The organism is Saccharothrix xinjiangensis (assembly GCF_039527585.1).
Taxonomy (GTDB): Bacteria; Actinomycetota; Actinomycetes; order Mycobacteriales; family Pseudonocardiaceae; genus Actinosynnema; species Actinosynnema xinjiangensis.
This window is the reverse complement of sequence record NZ_BAAAKE010000022.1, coordinates 107,437-125,116: the sequence shown is the minus strand read 5'-3', so window position 1 is coordinate 125,116 and position 17,680 is coordinate 107,437. Positions and strand designations below refer to the sequence as shown.

The window sequence follows — 17,680 nt, the reverse complement described above, 5'->3', positions numbered from 1 at the left end:
TCACCGCCCGGGGTCCGCGAGCAGGGTCGGGTCCCCTTCGGCGACCGCGGCGCGCAGCCGTTCCGCGACGGCGTCGCGCACCAGGTCCGCGAGGAACCCGGCCGCGTTGAGCCGGTCCCGCGCGACGCCGGCGGCGGCGCCGGTCCACGCCGTGTCGTCCAGGACGACCTCGAAGTGCGGCAGTTCGACCCGCACCGCGCCGGAGGCGTCGGTCACGGCGGACGCGCCGGCGACCCGGCCGCTGCCCGCGCCCTCGAACAGGGCGGTCGGCACGGCGGCGGCGCGCAGCGCCTCGCGGCCCGCCCGCGCCCGGCGGTGGAACTCCCGGATCAGGTCGCGCTCGTCGTCGTCCCAGCCCTCCCAGACGTCGTCGGAGAACGGGTTCAGCAGCGCGGCCATCCGGCTGCGGACGGCCTCGGCCGACACCTCGCCCGAGTGGTCGGCCACCGCCTGGTAGACGTCGTCCCTGGTCATCGGGGTGGTGCTGGTCTTGTCGTTCCTGGTGTCGTTCACCGCGATCGCGAAGCCGTAGACGGCCTGGACGGCGTCGTAGTACTTGCCCTGGGTGGGGTTGTCCTCCGGATCGAGGGCGAGGGTGTAGACGGCGACGGCGTTCTGCCGGACGAACGCGTTGACGTTGTAGCTGTTCAGGTCTCCGCTGTAGGGGTCCGGGTAGGTCTTCGCGGAGTCGTTGATCACGCCCTCGCCCGTGCCGACGGCCTCGTGGGTGTCGGCCGCCATCTGCGCCGTGCCGCCGTTGGCGGTCCAGATGTCGTCGGTGAACGTGCTCTGGCTCTGGTCGAACAGCTCCGCGTACACGTCCTTGTGCTGGTCGTAGGTGCTGAGCAGGCTGCGGCCGTTGCTCGTCTGCGCCAGCTCCATGTGCTGGTTCCGGGCGTTCTCCAGCCACTCCGGGTGCGCGTCCGGCTCGTCCGCGGACCGGGGCGCGGTGGCCTGGTCCGGCAGCACCGACAGGTCGCCGCCGGCGTCGACGGTCGCGACGGGGTCCGGCCTGGCGTCGATCGCGTACCGCGCCCGCACGACCAGCGGCGGCAGCGCGACGATCGTGCGGTCGCCGTCCGACACCGGCACGGCGCTCGGCGGCTCCTCCGCCTCGACGGTCAGTTCCGCGAACCGCAGGGACAGCGCGCCCGACGGGTAGCCGACGTGCTCGGGCATCTCGACCGTGCGCGCCAGCGGCAAGTCGGGCGGGGTGGGCACGGACAGCGGGCCGGGCGCGGTCACGGGGCCACCTCGATCCCACCGGTGACCAGCAGGTGGCCCTCGTGGGTGCCGAGGACGAGGTTGGTCGCGGTGAGGGTGATCGGCACGTCCCCGGCGGTGACCTTGTAGCCGATGGGCTGGTCGAGGTCGAAGGAGACGCTCTTGTCCTTCACGGCGTCGACGATGATCGGCGGGACCTTGTCGACCAGGGCCTGGACGAGTGGTTTGGCCGCGGCCGCCAGGGCCTTGTCGATGGGGTTGCCGTCGGGTTGCAGGTCCGCCTTGGTCAGGTCCAGGGCGGTGACCTTGGCGGAGAACTTCTGGGCCGAGTCGGGCGCCACCGCCACCGTCACGGTCAACACCGGCTTCGGCGGTGTCAGGGTCACCTTGTACTGCATCGCGCTCACCGTCCTGGGTGCCGGGTTCAGAGGCTGTCGCTGGACTTCTTGAGGGCGCATTTGGCGCCGAGCACGGAGGCCGACACGTCGAACGACACGTCGAGGGCGGCCGACCACGACGTGGCGTCGCCCTGGTTGATCGCGATGTCGTCCACGCTGTTGAGGACCGCCTTGGCCGAGAGCGACGCCGCGGCGTTCGAGGACTGCTCGTCGAGCAGCGTCACGCCCTTGTGCGCCTCCGCCGCGCTCGCCGCCAGGTGCTGGGCGAAGTCGTGGTTGACGATCGCGAACACCGGCTGGTCCGGCCACGCGGAGGGCAGGGTCGTGGCCGTCGAGGTGTCGGCCGTGGCCACGACGACCAGGTGCGAGTCGGTGACGAGGACGGCGGCGAGGGTGAGTTCGAGGGTGGAGCCGCCGAAGGTGATCTTCTGGGGCGGCACGGCGTGGCCGCTCAGGACGGTGCTGAGCTTCTGGAACACCTGGGGCAGCACGATGCCGTTGACGATCGCCTTCTCCGCGGCCGACAGCTGCGACTCGTCCGCCCAGATGGCCAGCGGCGTCAGCGACGCGGTGCCGGAGTCGAGCACGGCCCGCGCGTAGAACTCGACGGCCGGGGACACCTCGGGCAGCGCCTGGCCGCCGATCGTGGCGTCGAGCCGCAGGCTGGGGATCGACAGGAGGAAGACGTTGTCGGTCGGCGGGTCGCCGGTCGGGTGCCTGCCGTCCGGGCCGATGGACCCCTGCCACTTGTCGGCGGTGGGCGGCCGGAACTCGAAGGCGGGCGACTGGTCGACGACCTCCCAGGTGCCCTGCGCGTTGTTGCCCTCGTATTCCCCCTTGAAGAATTCGTCGTGCGATTTCGGATCTTTGTTGAGCTGGTCGACGCCGGCCGAAAAACTCGCCGAGTCGATGCCGAGCACGACATCGAAATCCATGGACAGGAACCTCCCACGCGACGACGCGGACGCGCATTCCGGCCGATTCCGAACAATGCCGTTCCAATTCCCCCCGGACCAGAATCACCCCCACCAGGGCGCAAAACCAACTTAGCGTGTGCCAATCCGATCGGGCAATGGGCGGAACGGGTTATCCGGGCCCTCACGATCGCGTGAAATGCGAGGATTACTTCCGCAGTACTGCGGCGACACTTCGCACATCCCCGCTCGCCCTTACGGGTGAAAATTTGAAGGTCTTATCCGCACTGCGGTTCCACGAAGCTCCGGAAAACCTTCCCGGAGGCGCACCGCGAATCGACGACGGCCCCGCCGCGACCACGGGGGTCGCGGCGGGGCCGCGCGGCCGGTCGGATGGGACCGGCGGGTCGGTCACGGCGCCCAGGGCGCCGCGAGGTTCCAGCTGCTGTCGGCGGTGAGGGTCTGCGGTCGGTCGGCGCCGGCGCCGCCGCCGGAGGCGATGTAGACCTGGGACTCGTAGTGGCGCAGGAAGGAGCCGGGGAGGTTGATCGACTCCAACGTCACGCCGGTGCCGCCGACGCCGGGTCGGGCGCAGAACGTCGCGTCCGCGCGGAGCAGCGCCGTCCCGTCGTCGGGCGAGTTGCGCACCCGGCCCGAGGTGTGGCGGAGGAACTGGCCGGGGAAGTTCACCGACTCGAACGAGTAGCAGGACGAGTCGGCGAGCCCGCGCCGGACGGTGTAGGTCGCGTCGGCCTTGAGCAGGGCGCTGCTGCCCGCGTTGACGACCTCCGTGTAGGCGAGGCTGTCGGCGTGGCGCAGGTAGCGGTCGGTGTGGCCCCACGTGGTGACCTGGAGCGACCGGCGCACGTCCGTGGGCAGCGACACCGAGCTGCGCCACAGCGCCGGGTCGGCCGCGTTCCAGGTGGCGTCGGCGGCGAAGCCGGTCGCGGTGTCCCACGGGTTCGGGCCGCCGCTGCGCGCCAGGTACACCCCCTCCGCGTAGTGCCGCAGGTAGGCGCCGGCGTGGTTGAGCGCCTCGAACGACGTGCCGCCCGCCGCCAGGCCGGGCCGGGCGCACCAGGTGGCGTCCGCGCGGAACGAGCCGCCGGTGTCGCCGTCCACCCGCACCCGGCTGTCGGCGTGCCGCAGGTAGCGGCCCGGGGAGTTGACCGACTCGAACGAGTGGCAGCGCGGGTCGGCCAGGCCGGCGACCGTCCGGTAGGACGCGTCCTGGCGCGCCCCGTCGGCGCTCGCGACGGTGATGACGTCCGTGCGGGCCGCGGAGTTCGAGTGCCGCAGGTACCTGTCCGTGTAGCCGGTCGTGGTCACGCGGAACGAGCGGACGTGGCCGAGGGTCAGGGCGACCGGCGAGTTGAGGTTGCGCGACGCGTTGATCAGGTCGGTGTGCGCGGCGCGCACCTGGTTGGTGTCGACCTTCTGCACGCGCCGGTCGTAGGTGAACAGGCCGTTGTACTCGCCCTCCAGGTCGGTGATCTCGGTGTAGACGGAGGCGGAGAGGCCCTTGGTGGTCATCAGCTGCCGCACGTCGCGGACCATGCCGGTGTAGCGGTCGTTGAGCTGCGCGGTGCTGAAGACCTGCTCGTAGGCGAAGAACTGGCCGTTGGGGCTGTACTCGTGGCCGGGGTTGCGCAGGCCGATGCCGCCGAACTCGCCCAGCACGGAGAACCGGGTCGTCGACGGGTTCGGCGCGTCCGGTCCGGTGTAGGCGTGCCAGTCGACCATGTCGCCGGTGCCGGGGTCGCCCTTGGAGGCGCAGCAGTTGTAGCCGCTGTGCGCGTTCATCAGCCGGGTGGGGTCGTGGTTCTCCAGGTCGGTGGTGACGCGCCGGGTGTCGGCGAGGTTCCACTCGCCCCAGCCCTCGTTGAACGGCACGTAGGCGACGACCGCCGGGGAGAACCGGTGCTCGTCGACGATCTCGCGGGCCTCGGTCTCGAACTGCGCGATCTGCGCCGGGGTCCGGTTGGCGTCGGACGTCGGCGTGGAGGGGACGTCCTGCCACACCAGCAGGCCGAGCCGGTCGGCGTGGTGGTACCAGCGGGCGGGTTCGACCTTGATGTGCTTGCGCACCATGTTGAAGCCCAGGTCCTTGTGCTTCTGGAGGTCGAAGGCGAGGGCCGCGTCGGTGGGCGCGGTGTAGAGGCCGTCGGGCCAGAAGCCCTGGTCCAGGGTGCCGACCTGGAAGACGAACTCGCCGTTGAGCGTGGGCCGCATGACGCCGTTGAGCACCTTCTTGCCCACCTCGCGCATGCCGAAGTAGCCCACGACCCGGTCCACGACGCCGCCGGAGGCGTTGCGCAGCGAGACCCGCAGGTCGTAGAGGTACGGGTCGTCGGGCGACCAGCGGCGGGCGTTCGGGACGGGCACGGAGAACTCGGTGAAGCCGCCCGTCGCGGTGCCGACGACGGTGGACCCGGCCATCGCCTCCGCCAGCACGGTGTGCCCGGAGACGTCGCCGCGGGTGAAGACGCGGACCCGGGCGGTGTTGTTCGCCAGGTTCGGGTAGATGTCGACCGAGTAGACCGACGAGGTGGGCGTGGGTTCCAGCCAGACGGTCTGCCAGATGCCCGACGACGGCGTGTAGAAGATGCCGCTGGGGTTGTTGACCTGCTTGCCGACCGGCTGCTTCTCACCGCGGCCGTCGGTCGGGTCGTAGACGCGCACGACGATTTCGTTCGTGCCGCCGTTGAGCTGCGGGGTGATGTCGACCTCGAACCGGTCGTAACCGCCCTTGTGGGTGGTGACCTGCGTGCCGTTGACCCAGACGGTGGCCTCGTAGTCGACCGCGCCGAAGTGCAGTTGCACGCGCCGGCCGCTCCAGGCCTGCGGGACGGTGAAGGTGCGGCGGTAGAACATCAGGTCGCGGTTGTCGTTGCGCATGATGCCCGACAGCGCCGACTCCACCGGGTAGGGCACCAGGATGCGCTCGGGCAGGGTCTGGCCGAGCGGCGGCGCGGCGTACCGGTTGACGTTGCCCGCGCCGTCGGTGGCCGGGTTGAGGAACTGCCACTCGCCGTTGAGCGACTGCCAGTCCGGTCGGGTCATCTGCGGGCGCGGGTACTCGGGCAGGGGGTTGGTCGTGGACACCTGGCCGGTCCACGGTGTGGTCAGCGGCGGTGCCTTGGGCACGACGGCCGCGGACGCGACGGGGGTGGCGACGGGCGCGGCGGCGAGGCCGGCGGCCAGTGCCAGCACGGCCGCCGCCGAGGCGACGAGACTGCGCATGGGGCTCCTTCGGGTGCGGTACGGGCGGGCTTCACGGGCGGCGGCGGTGCGGCGGCGGCGGTGCGGGGGGCTGCGGTCAGCCGGCGGGGCGCACCACGACGTCGTCGAAGGCCGCCGCGGTGTTGAACACGCGCACGCCGTTCGCGCCGGACGCGAAGGTCGTGTCGGTGACGCTGATCCTCGGCGTGGTCATGTCGTCCACGTAGACCTTGATCGACGCGCCGACCGCGGTGACCCGCAGCCGGTGGGTCGCGCCGGGGCGGACGGTCAGCGCCGCCGCGCCCAGCTGGGTCCAGGAGTTGTCGGCGCGGCCCAGCACGACCCGGCCGGCCGGGCTGATGCCCGCGTAGTAGCCCGAGTAGGCGTCCACGCCCACCGCGGGCCTGGTCGCCCGGAACACCACGCCCGCGTCGCCCCGGCCCGAGGCGATCGACACGGAGGTGTCCTGGGTGAAGTCGCGGGAGTTGGTGTCCAGCAACGCCTTGCCGCCGGCGGAGCCGCCCGCCTGCAACCGCCCGCCCGACGCCGTCCACGAGCCGCCGTGGGTCCGCCAGCCGTAGGTGTTGTCGTCGGCGAAGTTGTCCTGGACCCGCATGGTGACCCGCTGGATGGTGCCGTCGGCGTTGAAGTTCATCCGGTCGTAGGCGAGCTGGCGGTGGTTGCCGTCGGTCTCGCTGAGCGGCCGGCGGTGGTACACGACGTACCAGGTGTCGGTGCCCGGCACGTTGAGCACCGAGTTGTGGCCCGAGCCGCGGGCGACCGCGGGGTCCTGCGCGAGCACCTCGTCCAGCTTGGCGAACGGCCCGGTCGGCGAGTCGGCGATGGCGTAGGACACCGAGTAGTCCGGGCCGGTCCAACCGCCCTCGGACCACATCAGGTAGTACCGGCCGTTCCGCTTGAACATCTGCGCGCCCTCGACGTAGCCCGACGGCGTGATCTCCTTGAACGTGCTGCCGTCGGCGAACGCGCCCAGGCTGACCATGTCGGGGTTGAGCTTCGCCACGTTCGCGTGGCCCCACCCGCCGTAGTACACGTACGCCTGGCCGTCGTCGTCGATGAAGACGTCCTGGTCGATGGGCTGCGCGCCGTTGTGGAACGCCGGGATCAGCGGTGTGCCGATGGCGTCGCGGTACGGGCCCTCGGGGCGGTCGGCCACGGCCACGCCGATGCCGCCGAGCTGGGAGTCGCCCTGGATGTCGTTGGCGGCGAAGTACAGGTAGTACCGGCCGTTGCGGGCGACGGGCGCGGGCGCCCACACCGCGTACTCGGCCCACGACACGTCCGCCGTGGTGAGCACGTTCGGGTGCTTGGTCCAGTGCACCAGGTCGGTCGAGGAGAACGCGTCGAGGTAGGTCTGCTCGGCGTAGCGCTTCGACGTCGTCGGGTACACCCAGTACCGGCCGCCGTACACCGCGACGTCCGGGTCGGCGTACCAGCCGTCGACGAACGGGTTGCCCGCCACGGCGGTCGGGAGGTCGGGCGCGGCGGCCGCCGCCGGCGCGGGTGTCGTGAGCGCGCCGCCGGCCAGCAGCGCGGCCAGGGCTGATTTCAGGAGAGCGGTCATCATGGGCTGCTCCGGGTGACGGGGGAACAGGTCAGGGGGCACAGCGGGGAGCCCCGCGCGGCGGACCGGGGTCCGCCGCGCGGTCATCTTCGGTCGGGCGACTTGGCCAGCGAGCGCTGGAGCACGACCACCACCAGCAGGAACGCGCCGCTGACCACGGATTGGTAGTTGCTGTCGAGGGTGCCGACCTGGTTGATGACGTTCTGGATCACGGTGCGCAGCGCCACGCCGATCACCGTCCCCAGCACCGTGCCCATGCCGCCGGTCAGCAGGGTGCCGCCGATGACGACCGCGGCGATGGCGTCGAGTTCCAGGCCGACGCCGATCACCGTGACGCCGGACTGGAGGTAGGAGGCGGTCAGCGCGCCCGCGAGGCCGGACAGCAGGCCGGACATCACGTACACCAGGACCTTGGTCCGGGCCACCGGCAGGCCCATCAGCAGCGCGGAGTGCTCCGCGCCGCCCACGGCGAACACCGACCGGCCGAACGCGGTGCGGCGGAGCAGGACCCCGCCCGCCGCGCACAGCGCGAGCGCGACGAACACCGGGTAGCCGAACCCGAGGACCGTGCCCCGGCCCAGCTCCAGGAACGGCGAGCCGTCGTCGACCCGGTAGGTCGTGGCGCCCTCGGAGGTGATCGCCAGCAGCAGGCCGCGGGCGAACAGCAGCGTGGCGAGCGTGACGATGAACGGCGCCATGCCCGTCCGCGCCACCAGCAGGCCGTTGACCAGGCCGATGAGCCCGCACACCACCAGCGGCAGCAGCAGGGCGGCCAGGAAGCCCCACTGCGAGCCGTAGGCCGCGAGCACGCCGCCCAGCGCGTACACCGATCCCACCGACAGGTCGATGCCGCCGGTGATGATCACGAACGTCATGCCCAGCGCGATGATCGCCAGGAACGAGCTCTGCAACGCGATGTCGCGCAGGTTGTCCGGGCTGCCGAACCGCGGGAAGCCGATCCAGGCGACCACCACCACCAGCACCAGCGCCACGGCGGCGCCCTGGCGCTGGAGCGCGCTCACCCAGGACGCCCGGCGCACACGGGTCTCGACGGTCATCGGCTGCTCCGCTCACGCGCCACGTAGACCGCGCCGACGATGATGGCGGCCTGCGCCATCTGCGCGGACGAGTAGGGCAGGTCGTGCTTGATCAGGGTGGCCGCCACGAGCTGCATGAGCAACGCGCCCGTCACGGTGCCCAGGACGCGGACGCGCCCGCCGGTCAGCGGGGTGCCGCCGACCACCACGGCGGTGATCGCGGACAGCTCCATGAGCAGGCCGACGTCCGCCGGGTCCGACGCCGACAGGCGCGCGGTGGACAGGACGCCCGCCACGGCCGCCAGCACCGCGCAGATCGCGTACACGCCGACCAGCGTGCGCTTCACCGGCAGGCCGGCCAGGGTGCTCGCCGCCCGGTTGCCGCCGATCGCCACGACCTGCCTGCCGAACGTCGTCCGACTCACCAGCAGGGCGACGACCGCGGCGAACACCCCCGCCGCCAGGACGCTGACGGGGACGCCGAGCACGTCGCCGGTGCCCAGCCACAGGAAGGTCGGGTCGTGGACCTGCACGAGCTGCCCGTCGGCGATCACCAGCGCGAGCCCGCGACCGCCGACGAGCAGCGCCAGCGTCGCCACGATCGGCTGGATGCCGAGGTGGGCGACGAGCACGCCGTTGAACGCGCCCGCCAGGAGCCCGGCGGCCAGCGCGATCGCCACCGCGGGCAGCGGGCCGTAGCCGAGGTAGAGCGGGACGAGGGCGGCGGACAGCGCCATCACCGCGCCGACCGACAGGTCCACCCCCTCGGTGCCGATGACCAGGGCCATGCCCAGCGCGACGATGCACACCGGCGCGGCCTGGACCAGCTGGGTGCGGAAGTTGCCGACGGACAGGAAGTTCGCCGTGAACGCGACGTTGAACAGCAGCAGCGCCGCGACGGCGACGTACACGCCGTACTCCTGGAGCCACCGCGCGGCGCGCCGGCGGTCGAGCGCGAGGGCGGTCACGACTCATCCGCCGCGATCGCCGCGAGCACGTCGTCCCGGGTGAGCCGGTCCCCGGCCAGCTCATCCACGACCGCGCCGTCCTTGAGCACCAGCAGCCGGTCCGCGCCGTCCAGCAGCTCCTCCAGCTCCGAGGAGATCAGCAGCACCGCCAAGCCCTCCCGCGCCAGCTCGTCGACCAGGGCCTGCACCTCCGCCTTGGCGCCCACGTCGATGCCGCGCGTGGGCTCGTCGAGCAGCAGCACCTTGGGCCGCGTGCACAGCCACCGGGCGAGCAGCACCTTCTGCTGGTTGCCGCCGGACAGCTCGGCGACCTTCTGCTCGGGGCCGGACACCTTGATGCGCAGGCGCTCGATGAAGGTGTTCACGATCCGGTCCTGCCTGGCGCGGCTGACCACGCCGAAGCGCGACAGCCGAGGCAGGGCGGCGAGCACGATGTTCTCCCGCACGGACAGGTTCGGGATGATGCCCTCGGCCTTGCGGTCCTCCGCGAGCATGGTGACGCCCGCGCGCATCGCGCCCGGCACGCCCGAGCCGACCTCGACGCCGCCCACCAGGACGGTGCCGGAGTCCAGCGGCAGCGCGCCGACGATCGCCCGCGCGGTCTCCGAGCGGCCCGAGCCGAGCAGCCCGGCCAGGCCGACGACCTCGCCGGGCCGGATCGACAGCGACACGTCGCGCAGCCGCTGCCCGCTGGACAGGCCCCTCGCCTCCAGCACGGGTTCGCGGCCCGCCTGGTGGTCCTCGCCGAACGCGGTGGCGCCGTGCTCGCGGAGGTCGCCGACGCTGCGGCCCAGCATCATCGACACCAGCTCCAGGCGCGACAGGTCGGCCAGCGGTCCGGTGTGCACGCGCCTGCCGTCCCGCAGCACGGTCACCCGGTCGCAGATCCGGTACAGCTCGTCCAGGCGGTGGCTGACGTAGACGATCGCGATGCCGCGCTCGTGCAGCCGCTCGACGACCGAGAACAGCGTCTCGACCTCGCGCGGCTCCAGCGACGACGTCGGCTCGTCCATGATCACCACGTGCGCGTCGGCGGCCACCGCCCGCGCCAGCGCGACCATCTGCTGCGCGCCGACGCCCAGCGTCCCGAGGGGACGGCGGACGTCGGCGCGGATGCCGTAGCCGGCCAGCAGCTCGGCCGCGTCGGCGTGCGCCCTCTTCCGGTCGACGAGCCCGCGGCGACGCGGCTCGCGGCCGAGGAACAGGTTGTCCGCCACGCTCATGAGCGGGACGAGGTTGACCTCCTGGTAGATCGTGGAGATCCCGGCCCGCTGCGCGTCCGCGGGCCGGGCGAACTCCACGGCCTCGCCGCGGTGCAGCACCGTGCCGGAGGTGGGGCGGTGCACGCCCGTGAGCACCTTGATGAGGGTGGACTTGCCGGCGCCGTTCTCGCCGACCAGGGCGTGCACCTCCCCCGGTTCCAGCTCGAACGACACCCGGTCCAGGGCGCGCACGCCCGTGAACTCCTTGGTGACGTCGACGACCTCCAGCACCATCAGTACGCGTTCCCGAGCTTGGCGGCGGCGTTGGACCCGTCGTACTGGTCGTCGGAGATGATCACGGTCTCCGGGATGGCCTTGCCGTCGGCGAAGTCCTGGAGGGTCTGGAACGCCAGCGGGCCGAAGCGCGGGTTGGACTCGATCACCGCGTTGTAGGCGCCGTCGGCGACGAGCTGCACGGCGTTGCGCGTGCCGTCCACGGAGACGATCTTGACGTCCTGGCCGGGGTTCCTGCCCGCGGCGCGCAGCGCGGTGACCGCGCCGATGCCCATCTCGTCGTTCTCCGCGTAGACGGCGGTGATGTCGGGGTTGCTCTGGATGAGCTGCTCCATCACGGCCTGGCCCTTGGAGCGGTCGAACTCGCCGGTCTGCTCGGCCACGACCTCCAGGCCCGCCGGCAGGTTGTCCTTGAAGCCCTTGGTGCGGTCGGTGGTGACGTTGTTGCCGGAGGAGCCGAGCAGGATCGCGACCTTGCCGGCGCCGCCGGTCACCTCCGCCATCGCCTCGGCCGCGCGCTTGCCCTGCTCGACGAAGTCCGAGCCGATGAAGGTCAGGTAGTCGGCGCAGGGCTCGGAGTTCACCTTGCGGTCGATCGTGATGACGGGGACCTTCTTGGCCCTGGCCGCGTCCAGCGCCGGCTGGAGGCCGTCGGAGTTCAGCGGTGCGACGACCAGCAGCTGCGCGCCCCGGTCCAGCAGCGACTTGATGTCGCCGACCTGCTTGTTCAGGTCGCTCTGCGCGTTGGTGACCAGCAGCTTGTCCTCGGGCACGCCGAGCTTGGCCGCCTCGTCCCTGATGGACGCCGTCTCGGCGGTGCGGAACGGGTTGGCCTCCTTCTCGGACTGGGAGAACCCGATGACCGCGTCCTTGACGTCGATCCTCGGGTAGCCCAGCTGCTCGCGCGAGCACCCAGGTCCGGCCGACCGCGTCGCCGCGGCCGACGCGGCGGGGCCCGCGCTGCCGCCCGCGGCGGTTTGGCTCTCACGGGCGGTGCAGGCGGTCATCAGGACGGTCGCCGCCGCCAGGGCGGCACCGGCGCGGACGAACTGCGACATGGGTGGCTCCTCATCCGGGTGTGCGTGACTTCCGTCACGGGCCACTTTTTACATCGTTGGTACAACGTTGTAAACCCCAGGTCGGCCCGGATAGCATCCCCGCTCTACCCGGGACCGCCGGCCGGATGGAGGCAGTGGTTGGCCACGTTGAAGGACGTCGCCGCGCTCGCGGGCGTGTCGGTGAAGACGGTGTCGAACGTGGTCAACGGCTACGCGTTCGTCAGACCCGAGAACCGCCGCCGGGTCGAGGAGGCGCTGCTCACCACGGGCTACCGGCCCAACCTGGGCGCGCGCAACCTGCGCCGGGGCCGGACCGGTTTCCTGGCCCTGGTGCTGCCGGAGCTGGTGGTGCCCTACTTCGCCGAGCTGGCCGGGCTCGTGCTCCAGGCGGCCCAGGCCCACGAGTGGAACGTGCTGATCGAGCAGACCCGGGGCACCCGGGAGGGTGAACGCGCGACCCTGGCGTCCCTCGGCACGCACCTCATCGACGGCGCGATCGTGAGCCCCGAGGCGCTGGAGGCCCGCGACTTCGGCGAACTCGCGCCCGGCATCCCCGTGGTGGTGCTCGGCGAGCACTCCGTCGACCTGCCCCTCGACCGCGTGGGCATCGACAACGTGCGCGCGGCCGAGGAGGCGGTGCGGCACCTGGTGTCGTTGGGCCGCACGCGGATCGCGGCGATCGGCGCGCACCCGTACCGCGGCACGGCCGCGCAGCGCCTGAGGGGCTACCGGTCCGCGCTGGCCGCCGCCGGGTTGCCGCTGCGGGACGAGCTGGTGGCGACCGCCCTGAACTACCACCGCCGGGACGGCGCGGCGGCCATGGCGGAGCTGCTGGCGCTGCCCGAGCCGCCGGACGCGGTGTTCTGCTTCAACGACCTGCTCGCCGTCGGCGTGCTGCGCACCGCCGCCGAACGCGGCCTGCGCGTGCCCGAGGACGTGGCCGTGGTCGGGTTCGACAACAACGAGGAGGGCGGCTACAACCGCCCGTCGCTGACCACCGTCGCCCCGGACAAGGCCGCCATCGCGCACACCGCCGTGGACCTGCTGCGCCGCCGCGTGGAGACCGCCGACCGGCCGCCCGAACGGGTGCAGACGCCGTTCAGGCTGGAGGTCAGGGAGAGCACCGGACCCGCTTCCGGGGGATGATCCCCGTAGGCGGTGGGCCGGTCGCGTGGCCGACCCCGTGCGCGGCGCGGCGTCGCCGCCGCCCTGGTGGGCCGCCGACCCGTCGAGACCGTTGCAGACGACCGGAGGGAGCAAGCCCGTGGACGAGGTCACCGCGGTCGACGTGCTGGTGGACGGGTTCGGGCGGGTCCGCGGGTCCGTGGAGCGCGTGCTGGACGGCCTGGCGCCGCAGCAGTTGGCGCACCGCGTCGGCGGCACGGCCAACTCGATCGCCTGGCTGGTCTGGCACCTGACCCGCGTGCAGGACGACCACGTGGCCGAGGTGGCGGGCGCCGAGCAGGTCTGGACCGCCGGGGGCTGGGCCGGGCGCTTCGACCTGCCGCTGCCCACCCGGGACACCGGTTACGGGCACGGCGGCGAGGACGTCGCCGCCGTCGACGCGACCGCCGACCTGCTGCTCGGCTACCACCGGGCGGTGCACGAGCGCACCGAGGCCTACGTGCGCGGCCTGGGCGCGCGGGACCTGACGCGGGTCGTCGACGAGTCGTGGGACCCGCCGGTGACCCTGGCCGTGCGGCTGCTCAGCGTGGTCGAGGACGACCTCCAGCACGTCGGTCAGGCGGCGTTCGCGCGCGGCCTGCTGCCGGGGCGCTGACGCCGGTCCGGGCGGCGCGTTGCGCCGACCGGACCAGTGGCCGGTCCACCTCGGCGAACGCCGTCCGGTGCTGCGAGACTTCCCGACCATGCGTGAGGTGGGCAGCGGGCGCTACCAGCTGATCCGCGAGCTGGGTCGCGGTGGCATGGGCGTCGTGTGGCTCGGGCGGGACACCGTGCTCGGCCGGGACGTCGCGGTCAAGGAGCTGGTGGTCCCCGGTGGCGTGCCCGCCGCCGAGCGGGCGGTCTACCAGGAGCGGGTGCTGCGCGAGGCGCGGATCTCCAGCCGGCTGGCCGACCCCGCCGTGGTCACGGTCCACGACCTCATCAAGGAGGACGACCAGACCTACATCGTGATGGAGCTGATCAAGGCCCCGACGCTGGCCGAGCTGGTCGAGCGGAGCGGACCGCTCGACGCGAGGGCGGCGGCCACCCTCGCGGCGCAGCTGCTGTCGGCGCTGGAGGTCGCCCACGAGGCGGGCGTGGTGCACCGGGACGTCAAGCCCGGCAACGTGATGGTGCCCGCGAGGGGTTCGGCGAAGCTGACCGACTTCGGGATCGCGCAGCAGCTCGACGACCCCGGCCTGACCGCCACCGGCTCGCTGATCGGCTCGCCCGCGTACATGTCGCCGGAACGGCTCTCCGGCGGGCCGGCCTCGCCCGCCTGGGACCTGTGGGCGCTGGGCGCGACGCTGTTCTTCGCCACCGAGGGCCACAACCCGTTCGAGCGGGGGACCACGTCGGCGACCCTGCTCGCGGTGATGGGCGAGCGCCCGCGACCGCGGTCGACGCCGGGCCCGCTGGCCGAGCTGGTCATCGGCCTGCTCGAACCCGACCCGGAACTCCGCCTGCGGGCGGACCGGGCGCGGCGGCTGGTCGAGCGGGCGCTGGCCGTCAACCAGGACTTCACCGCGCCGGTCGACCCGCCGACCGTCCGCACTCCCCCGGTCGGCACCCCGCCCGCGCTCTCGCCTGGCCCGGCACCCGCGCTCTCGCCCGGCACCTCACCCTCGTTATCCCCCGGCGCCCCGCCCGCGCCCTCCTCCGCGGCGCCCGGTGCGGAGGCCGACTCCCGGCGCCGGACGGGCCGGGTCCTCTCCGCGACGCTGACACCGCTGTTCGCGGTCGGCGCGGTGGTCCTGCTGTACTTCACGGTCTTCAGGCACTACCTGCCCCCGGGCGAGTTCAGCCTCGGCGTCCCCGACCGGACGACGACCACCACCGGCGTCACCACCGCCCAGGACCGGCCGTCCTCGGCCGTCCCGACGTCGTCGCCCGCCATGCAGCCGGTGCTGACCGTGGGACCCGACGGGGACATCGGCGTCTACACCCTGATGCTGTTCCAGGACCGCTGCTTGAACTGGGTGCCGGCGAAGGGCGTCGGCGACATCCCGATCGGCGCGGAGGTCGGCTGCTACGGCCCGCACGACGTGGAGGTGATGGCCTCGGTCGGCCACGGCACCGACTACGAGCAGGAGGCCCCGTACCCGTCGGTGGAGGAGTTGTCCAGGAGGGTCGCCGCCGAGTGCACGCGGGTGTTCCTGTCCGACCGGGTGAAGGGCGAGGACAAGGAGGCCACCCTGCGGTTCTGGGTGCTCATCCCGACCGCCGAGGCGTGGCGGCTGCGCACCGTGAACGGCTACCGCACCTCCGACCGCTCCTCCTCCTGCCTGGTCGGCCGGGCGGACGGCGCGAAGCTGACCGAGCCGGTCCTGGTCGAGGACTGACCCGCCGCCGCCGTGCGCCCCTCGGACGTGGACCGGCGGTGAAGCCGTGACCGGGGCGCTGCCACCCGCACGACCCGGTCGCGGGCGATCCCGCGCCATCTTCTCCGGCGATCTCAGGGTGATCTTCGGGCGATCTCCGGGTGACCGCCCACTTTCCGGCACCGGCGGTGTCCACCTGTGCGAGAGGACCACCAGGACAGGAGGAACCACCATGCGAGGGATCCCACCGGCGGGGCACGCCGGTGCACCGGACCGCGCCCCGCGCCAGGTCGACGACCTGCTGGGCAGGGCTCGGGCCGGGGACGGCGAGGCGTTCCGCGGGCTCGTCGAGCCGTACCGGCGCGAGCTCCAGGTGCACTGCTACCGCATCCTCGGCTCGGTCCAGGACGCCGAGGACCTGGTGCAGGAGACGTTGCTGGCGGCGTGGCGCGGCATCGGCGGCTTCGAGGAGCGCGCGTCGGTGCGCACGTGGCTCTACCGGATCGCGACCAACCGCTGCCTCAACGCGCTGAGGGCGAACGAGCGCCGCCCGCACGAGCGCCCGGCCTGCCGATCGGGGGTCCCGTTGCCCGAGCCGTCACGTCGTCGGAGCGAGCCGAGCTGGCTGGAGCCGTACCCGGACGTGCTGCTGGAGGGCATCGCCGACAGCGCGCCCGGCCCGGAGGCGCGGTACGAGGTCAACGAGTCGGTGTCGCTGGCGTTCCTGGCCGCGCTCCAGCAGCTGCCGCCGAGGCAGCGGGCCGTGCTGGTGCTGCGGGACGTGCTGGGGTACCGGGCCGCCGAGGTCGCGGACCTGCTCGACACCACCGAGGACGCCGTGACCAGCGCGCTGAAGCGGGCGCGGGCCGTGCTGACCCGCGAGCTGCCGGTGGCCGACCGGGAGAGCGCCCCGCTGCCGGGCTCGCCGCGGGAACGCCGGGTCCTCGACCGCTTCGCCCGCGCGTTCGAGGCCGGCGACGTCGAGGCCGTCGTGGCCGTGCTGACGGACGACGCGTGGCTGACCATGCCACCGACGCCGCTGGAGTACCAGGGCCCGGGTGCCATCGGGCACTTCCTCCGCGTCATCGAGCTGCGCGAGGACCACCGGTACTCGCTGATCCCCACGAGGGCGAACGGCCAACCGGCGTTCGGCTGCTACCTGCGCGACCCGCGCACCCCGGTCCTGCGCGCGCACGGGGTGCTGGTGCTGGCCCTGGAGGGCGACCGGGTCAGCGCGATGACGCGGTTCGCGGACAACTCGCTCCTGCCGTCGTTCGGGCTGCCCAGGTCGCTGCGCGGCTGAGCCCTCGCGGGGGGGCAGGCCCCGGGCGCGCGTCACAGGACGGTGGCGAGCCGCTCCGGGGTCTGCCCCGCCGCCGGGATGAGCACGGCGCTGTCCAGGCCGGCGGCGAACAGCTCGTCCAGCCGCGCCCGCACGTCGTCGGGGGTGCCGGCCAGCGCGAGCCGCCGGACCCACTCCTCGGGCAGCCGGCGCGCGAACTCCTCGCGGCCGCCGCACTCCCGGCGCAGCGCCGCGAACTCGTCGGCGAACGGCAGCGGCGCCAGGTGCGGCGCCCAGTCGGGCTCGCCGATCCACGCCAGCCCGTCCCGGACGGCCTCGACCGCGACCGCCCGGTCGGGGTCGACGGCGGCCGCGTTGTAGCCCACGAGCCGGTGCGGCCCCGGCGCGTCGACCTGCCCGAGCGCGGCGCGCACGTACTCCGGGGTGGTCGGCTCGGCGAGGACCGTGCCGTCGGCGACCCGACCGGACAGGGCCAGCGACCTCGGGCCGCGAACCCCGGCCAGGACCGGCGGCACGTGCTCGGGCAGGCACGCCTCCTCCAACCGGACGCCGTCCAGCGCGACCAGCTCGCCCCGCTCGACCACCTCGCCGCGCAGCAGGGCCTTCACCGCGCGCAGGTACTCCTCCAGCAGCGTCAGCGGGCCGGCCGGCCACGCGCCCACCGACCGCATCCACGCGGGCATGCCGTGCCCGATGCCCACGTCCACCCGACCCGGGAACAGGCGGGCCAGCGTGGCCACCTCCATGGCGGCGAACGCCGCGTTGCGCGCGCCCGCGGGCAGCAGCCCGATGCCGACCCGGATCCGGCCGGTCGCGGCCAGCACCGCCGCGGCCTGGGCGATCCCGCCGTGGAAGCCCAGGTCCTCGACCACCCACAGCTCGTCGAACCCGAGTTCGTCGGCGCGGCGCGCGTAGGGCAGGACCTCGGCGCCGCCGAGGTCCCTGGGCAGCATGATCCCGATCGATCCGGCACGAGACACGACGGCTCCC

Annotated in this window: 14 protein-coding genes; 4 read left to right on the top strand and 10 right to left on the bottom strand. The window is 73.0% G+C overall.

The window, feature by feature from the left end:
- The 9 genes from ABD223_RS32090 to ABD223_RS32050 all read right to left on the bottom strand — a co-directional run bounded on the left by ABD223_RS32090 (position 1) and on the right by ABD223_RS32050 (position 11,902).
- A complete protein-coding gene (locus ABD223_RS32090; RefSeq protein ID WP_344040405.1) occupies positions 1-1,245 on the bottom strand; it encodes a hypothetical protein in 1,245 nt (414 codons plus the stop codon).
- Positions 1,242-1,622 carry a hypothetical protein gene (locus tag ABD223_RS32085; RefSeq protein WP_344040404.1) on the bottom strand — a complete coding sequence of 127 codons (381 nt, stop codon included), beginning with the start codon at positions 1,620-1,622 and terminating at the stop codon, positions 1,242-1,244. The genes ABD223_RS32090 and ABD223_RS32085 overlap by 4 nt, the downstream gene beginning before the upstream one ends.
- Positions 1,623-1,648: 26 nt before the next feature.
- Positions 1,649-2,557: a hypothetical protein gene (locus ABD223_RS32080; RefSeq protein WP_344040403.1), complete on the bottom strand. Its 909-nt coding sequence runs from the start codon at positions 2,555-2,557 to the stop codon at positions 1,649-1,651.
- Between the two features lie 390 nt (positions 2,558-2,947).
- Positions 2,948-5,779: an AbfB domain-containing protein gene (locus ABD223_RS32075; RefSeq protein ID WP_344040402.1), complete on the bottom strand. Its 2,832-nt coding sequence runs from the start codon at positions 5,777-5,779 to the stop codon at positions 2,948-2,950.
- 76 nt (positions 5,780-5,855) lie between these two features.
- Entirely contained in the window at positions 5,856-7,343 is a 1,488-nt protein-coding gene (locus ABD223_RS32070; protein WP_344040400.1) for a glycoside hydrolase family 43 protein, read from the bottom strand.
- 83 nt (positions 7,344-7,426) lie between these two features.
- Positions 7,427-8,401: an ABC transporter permease gene (locus ABD223_RS32065; RefSeq protein WP_344040399.1), complete on the bottom strand. Its 975-nt coding sequence runs from the start codon at positions 8,399-8,401 to the stop codon at positions 7,427-7,429.
- Complete coding sequence (locus ABD223_RS32060; RefSeq protein ID WP_344040398.1) at positions 8,398-9,348, bottom strand: ABC transporter permease; 951 nt, start codon at positions 9,346-9,348, stop codon at positions 8,398-8,400. The genes ABD223_RS32065 and ABD223_RS32060 overlap by 4 nt, the downstream gene beginning before the upstream one ends.
- On the bottom strand, positions 9,345-10,844 hold the full coding sequence (locus ABD223_RS32055) for a sugar ABC transporter ATP-binding protein (RefSeq protein ID WP_344040397.1): 1,500 nt from the start codon (positions 10,842-10,844) through the stop codon (positions 9,345-9,347). The genes ABD223_RS32060 and ABD223_RS32055 overlap by 4 nt, the downstream gene beginning before the upstream one ends.
- Positions 10,844-11,902, bottom strand: coding sequence for an ABC transporter substrate-binding protein (locus ABD223_RS32050; RefSeq protein WP_344040395.1), 1,059 nt, complete (start codon positions 11,900-11,902; stop codon positions 10,844-10,846). The genes ABD223_RS32055 and ABD223_RS32050 overlap by 1 nt, the downstream gene beginning before the upstream one ends.
- A gap of 138 nt (positions 11,903-12,040) precedes the next feature.
- On the opposite strand from ABD223_RS32050, the gene ABD223_RS32045 reads away from it, so the two are divergent.
- The 4 genes from ABD223_RS32045 to ABD223_RS32030 all read left to right on the top strand — a co-directional run bounded on the left by ABD223_RS32045 (position 12,041) and on the right by ABD223_RS32030 (position 16,690).
- Complete coding sequence (locus ABD223_RS32045) at positions 12,041-13,048, top strand: LacI family DNA-binding transcriptional regulator (protein ID WP_344040394.1); 1,008 nt, start codon at positions 12,041-12,043, stop codon at positions 13,046-13,048.
- A gap of 118 nt (positions 13,049-13,166) precedes the next feature.
- Positions 13,167-13,682 carry a mycothiol transferase gene (locus tag ABD223_RS32040; RefSeq protein WP_344040441.1) on the top strand — a complete coding sequence of 172 codons (516 nt, stop codon included), beginning with the start codon at positions 13,167-13,169 and terminating at the stop codon, positions 13,680-13,682.
- Positions 13,683-13,770: 88 nt separating this feature from the next.
- A complete protein-coding gene (locus ABD223_RS32035; protein WP_344040393.1) occupies positions 13,771-15,408 on the top strand; it encodes a serine/threonine-protein kinase in 1,638 nt (545 codons plus the stop codon).
- Between the two features lie 211 nt (positions 15,409-15,619).
- Positions 15,620-16,690 (top strand): sigma-70 family RNA polymerase sigma factor, encoded by a 1,071-nt coding sequence (locus tag ABD223_RS32030; RefSeq protein WP_344040392.1) that lies wholly within the window; start codon positions 15,620-15,622, stop codon positions 16,688-16,690.
- Between the two features lie 32 nt (positions 16,691-16,722).
- On the opposite strand, the gene ABD223_RS32025 is transcribed toward ABD223_RS32030, so the two are convergent.
- Complete coding sequence (locus ABD223_RS32025) at positions 16,723-17,670, bottom strand: LLM class flavin-dependent oxidoreductase (RefSeq protein WP_344040391.1); 948 nt, start codon at positions 17,668-17,670, stop codon at positions 16,723-16,725.
- Positions 17,671-17,680: the final 10 nt, after the last annotated feature.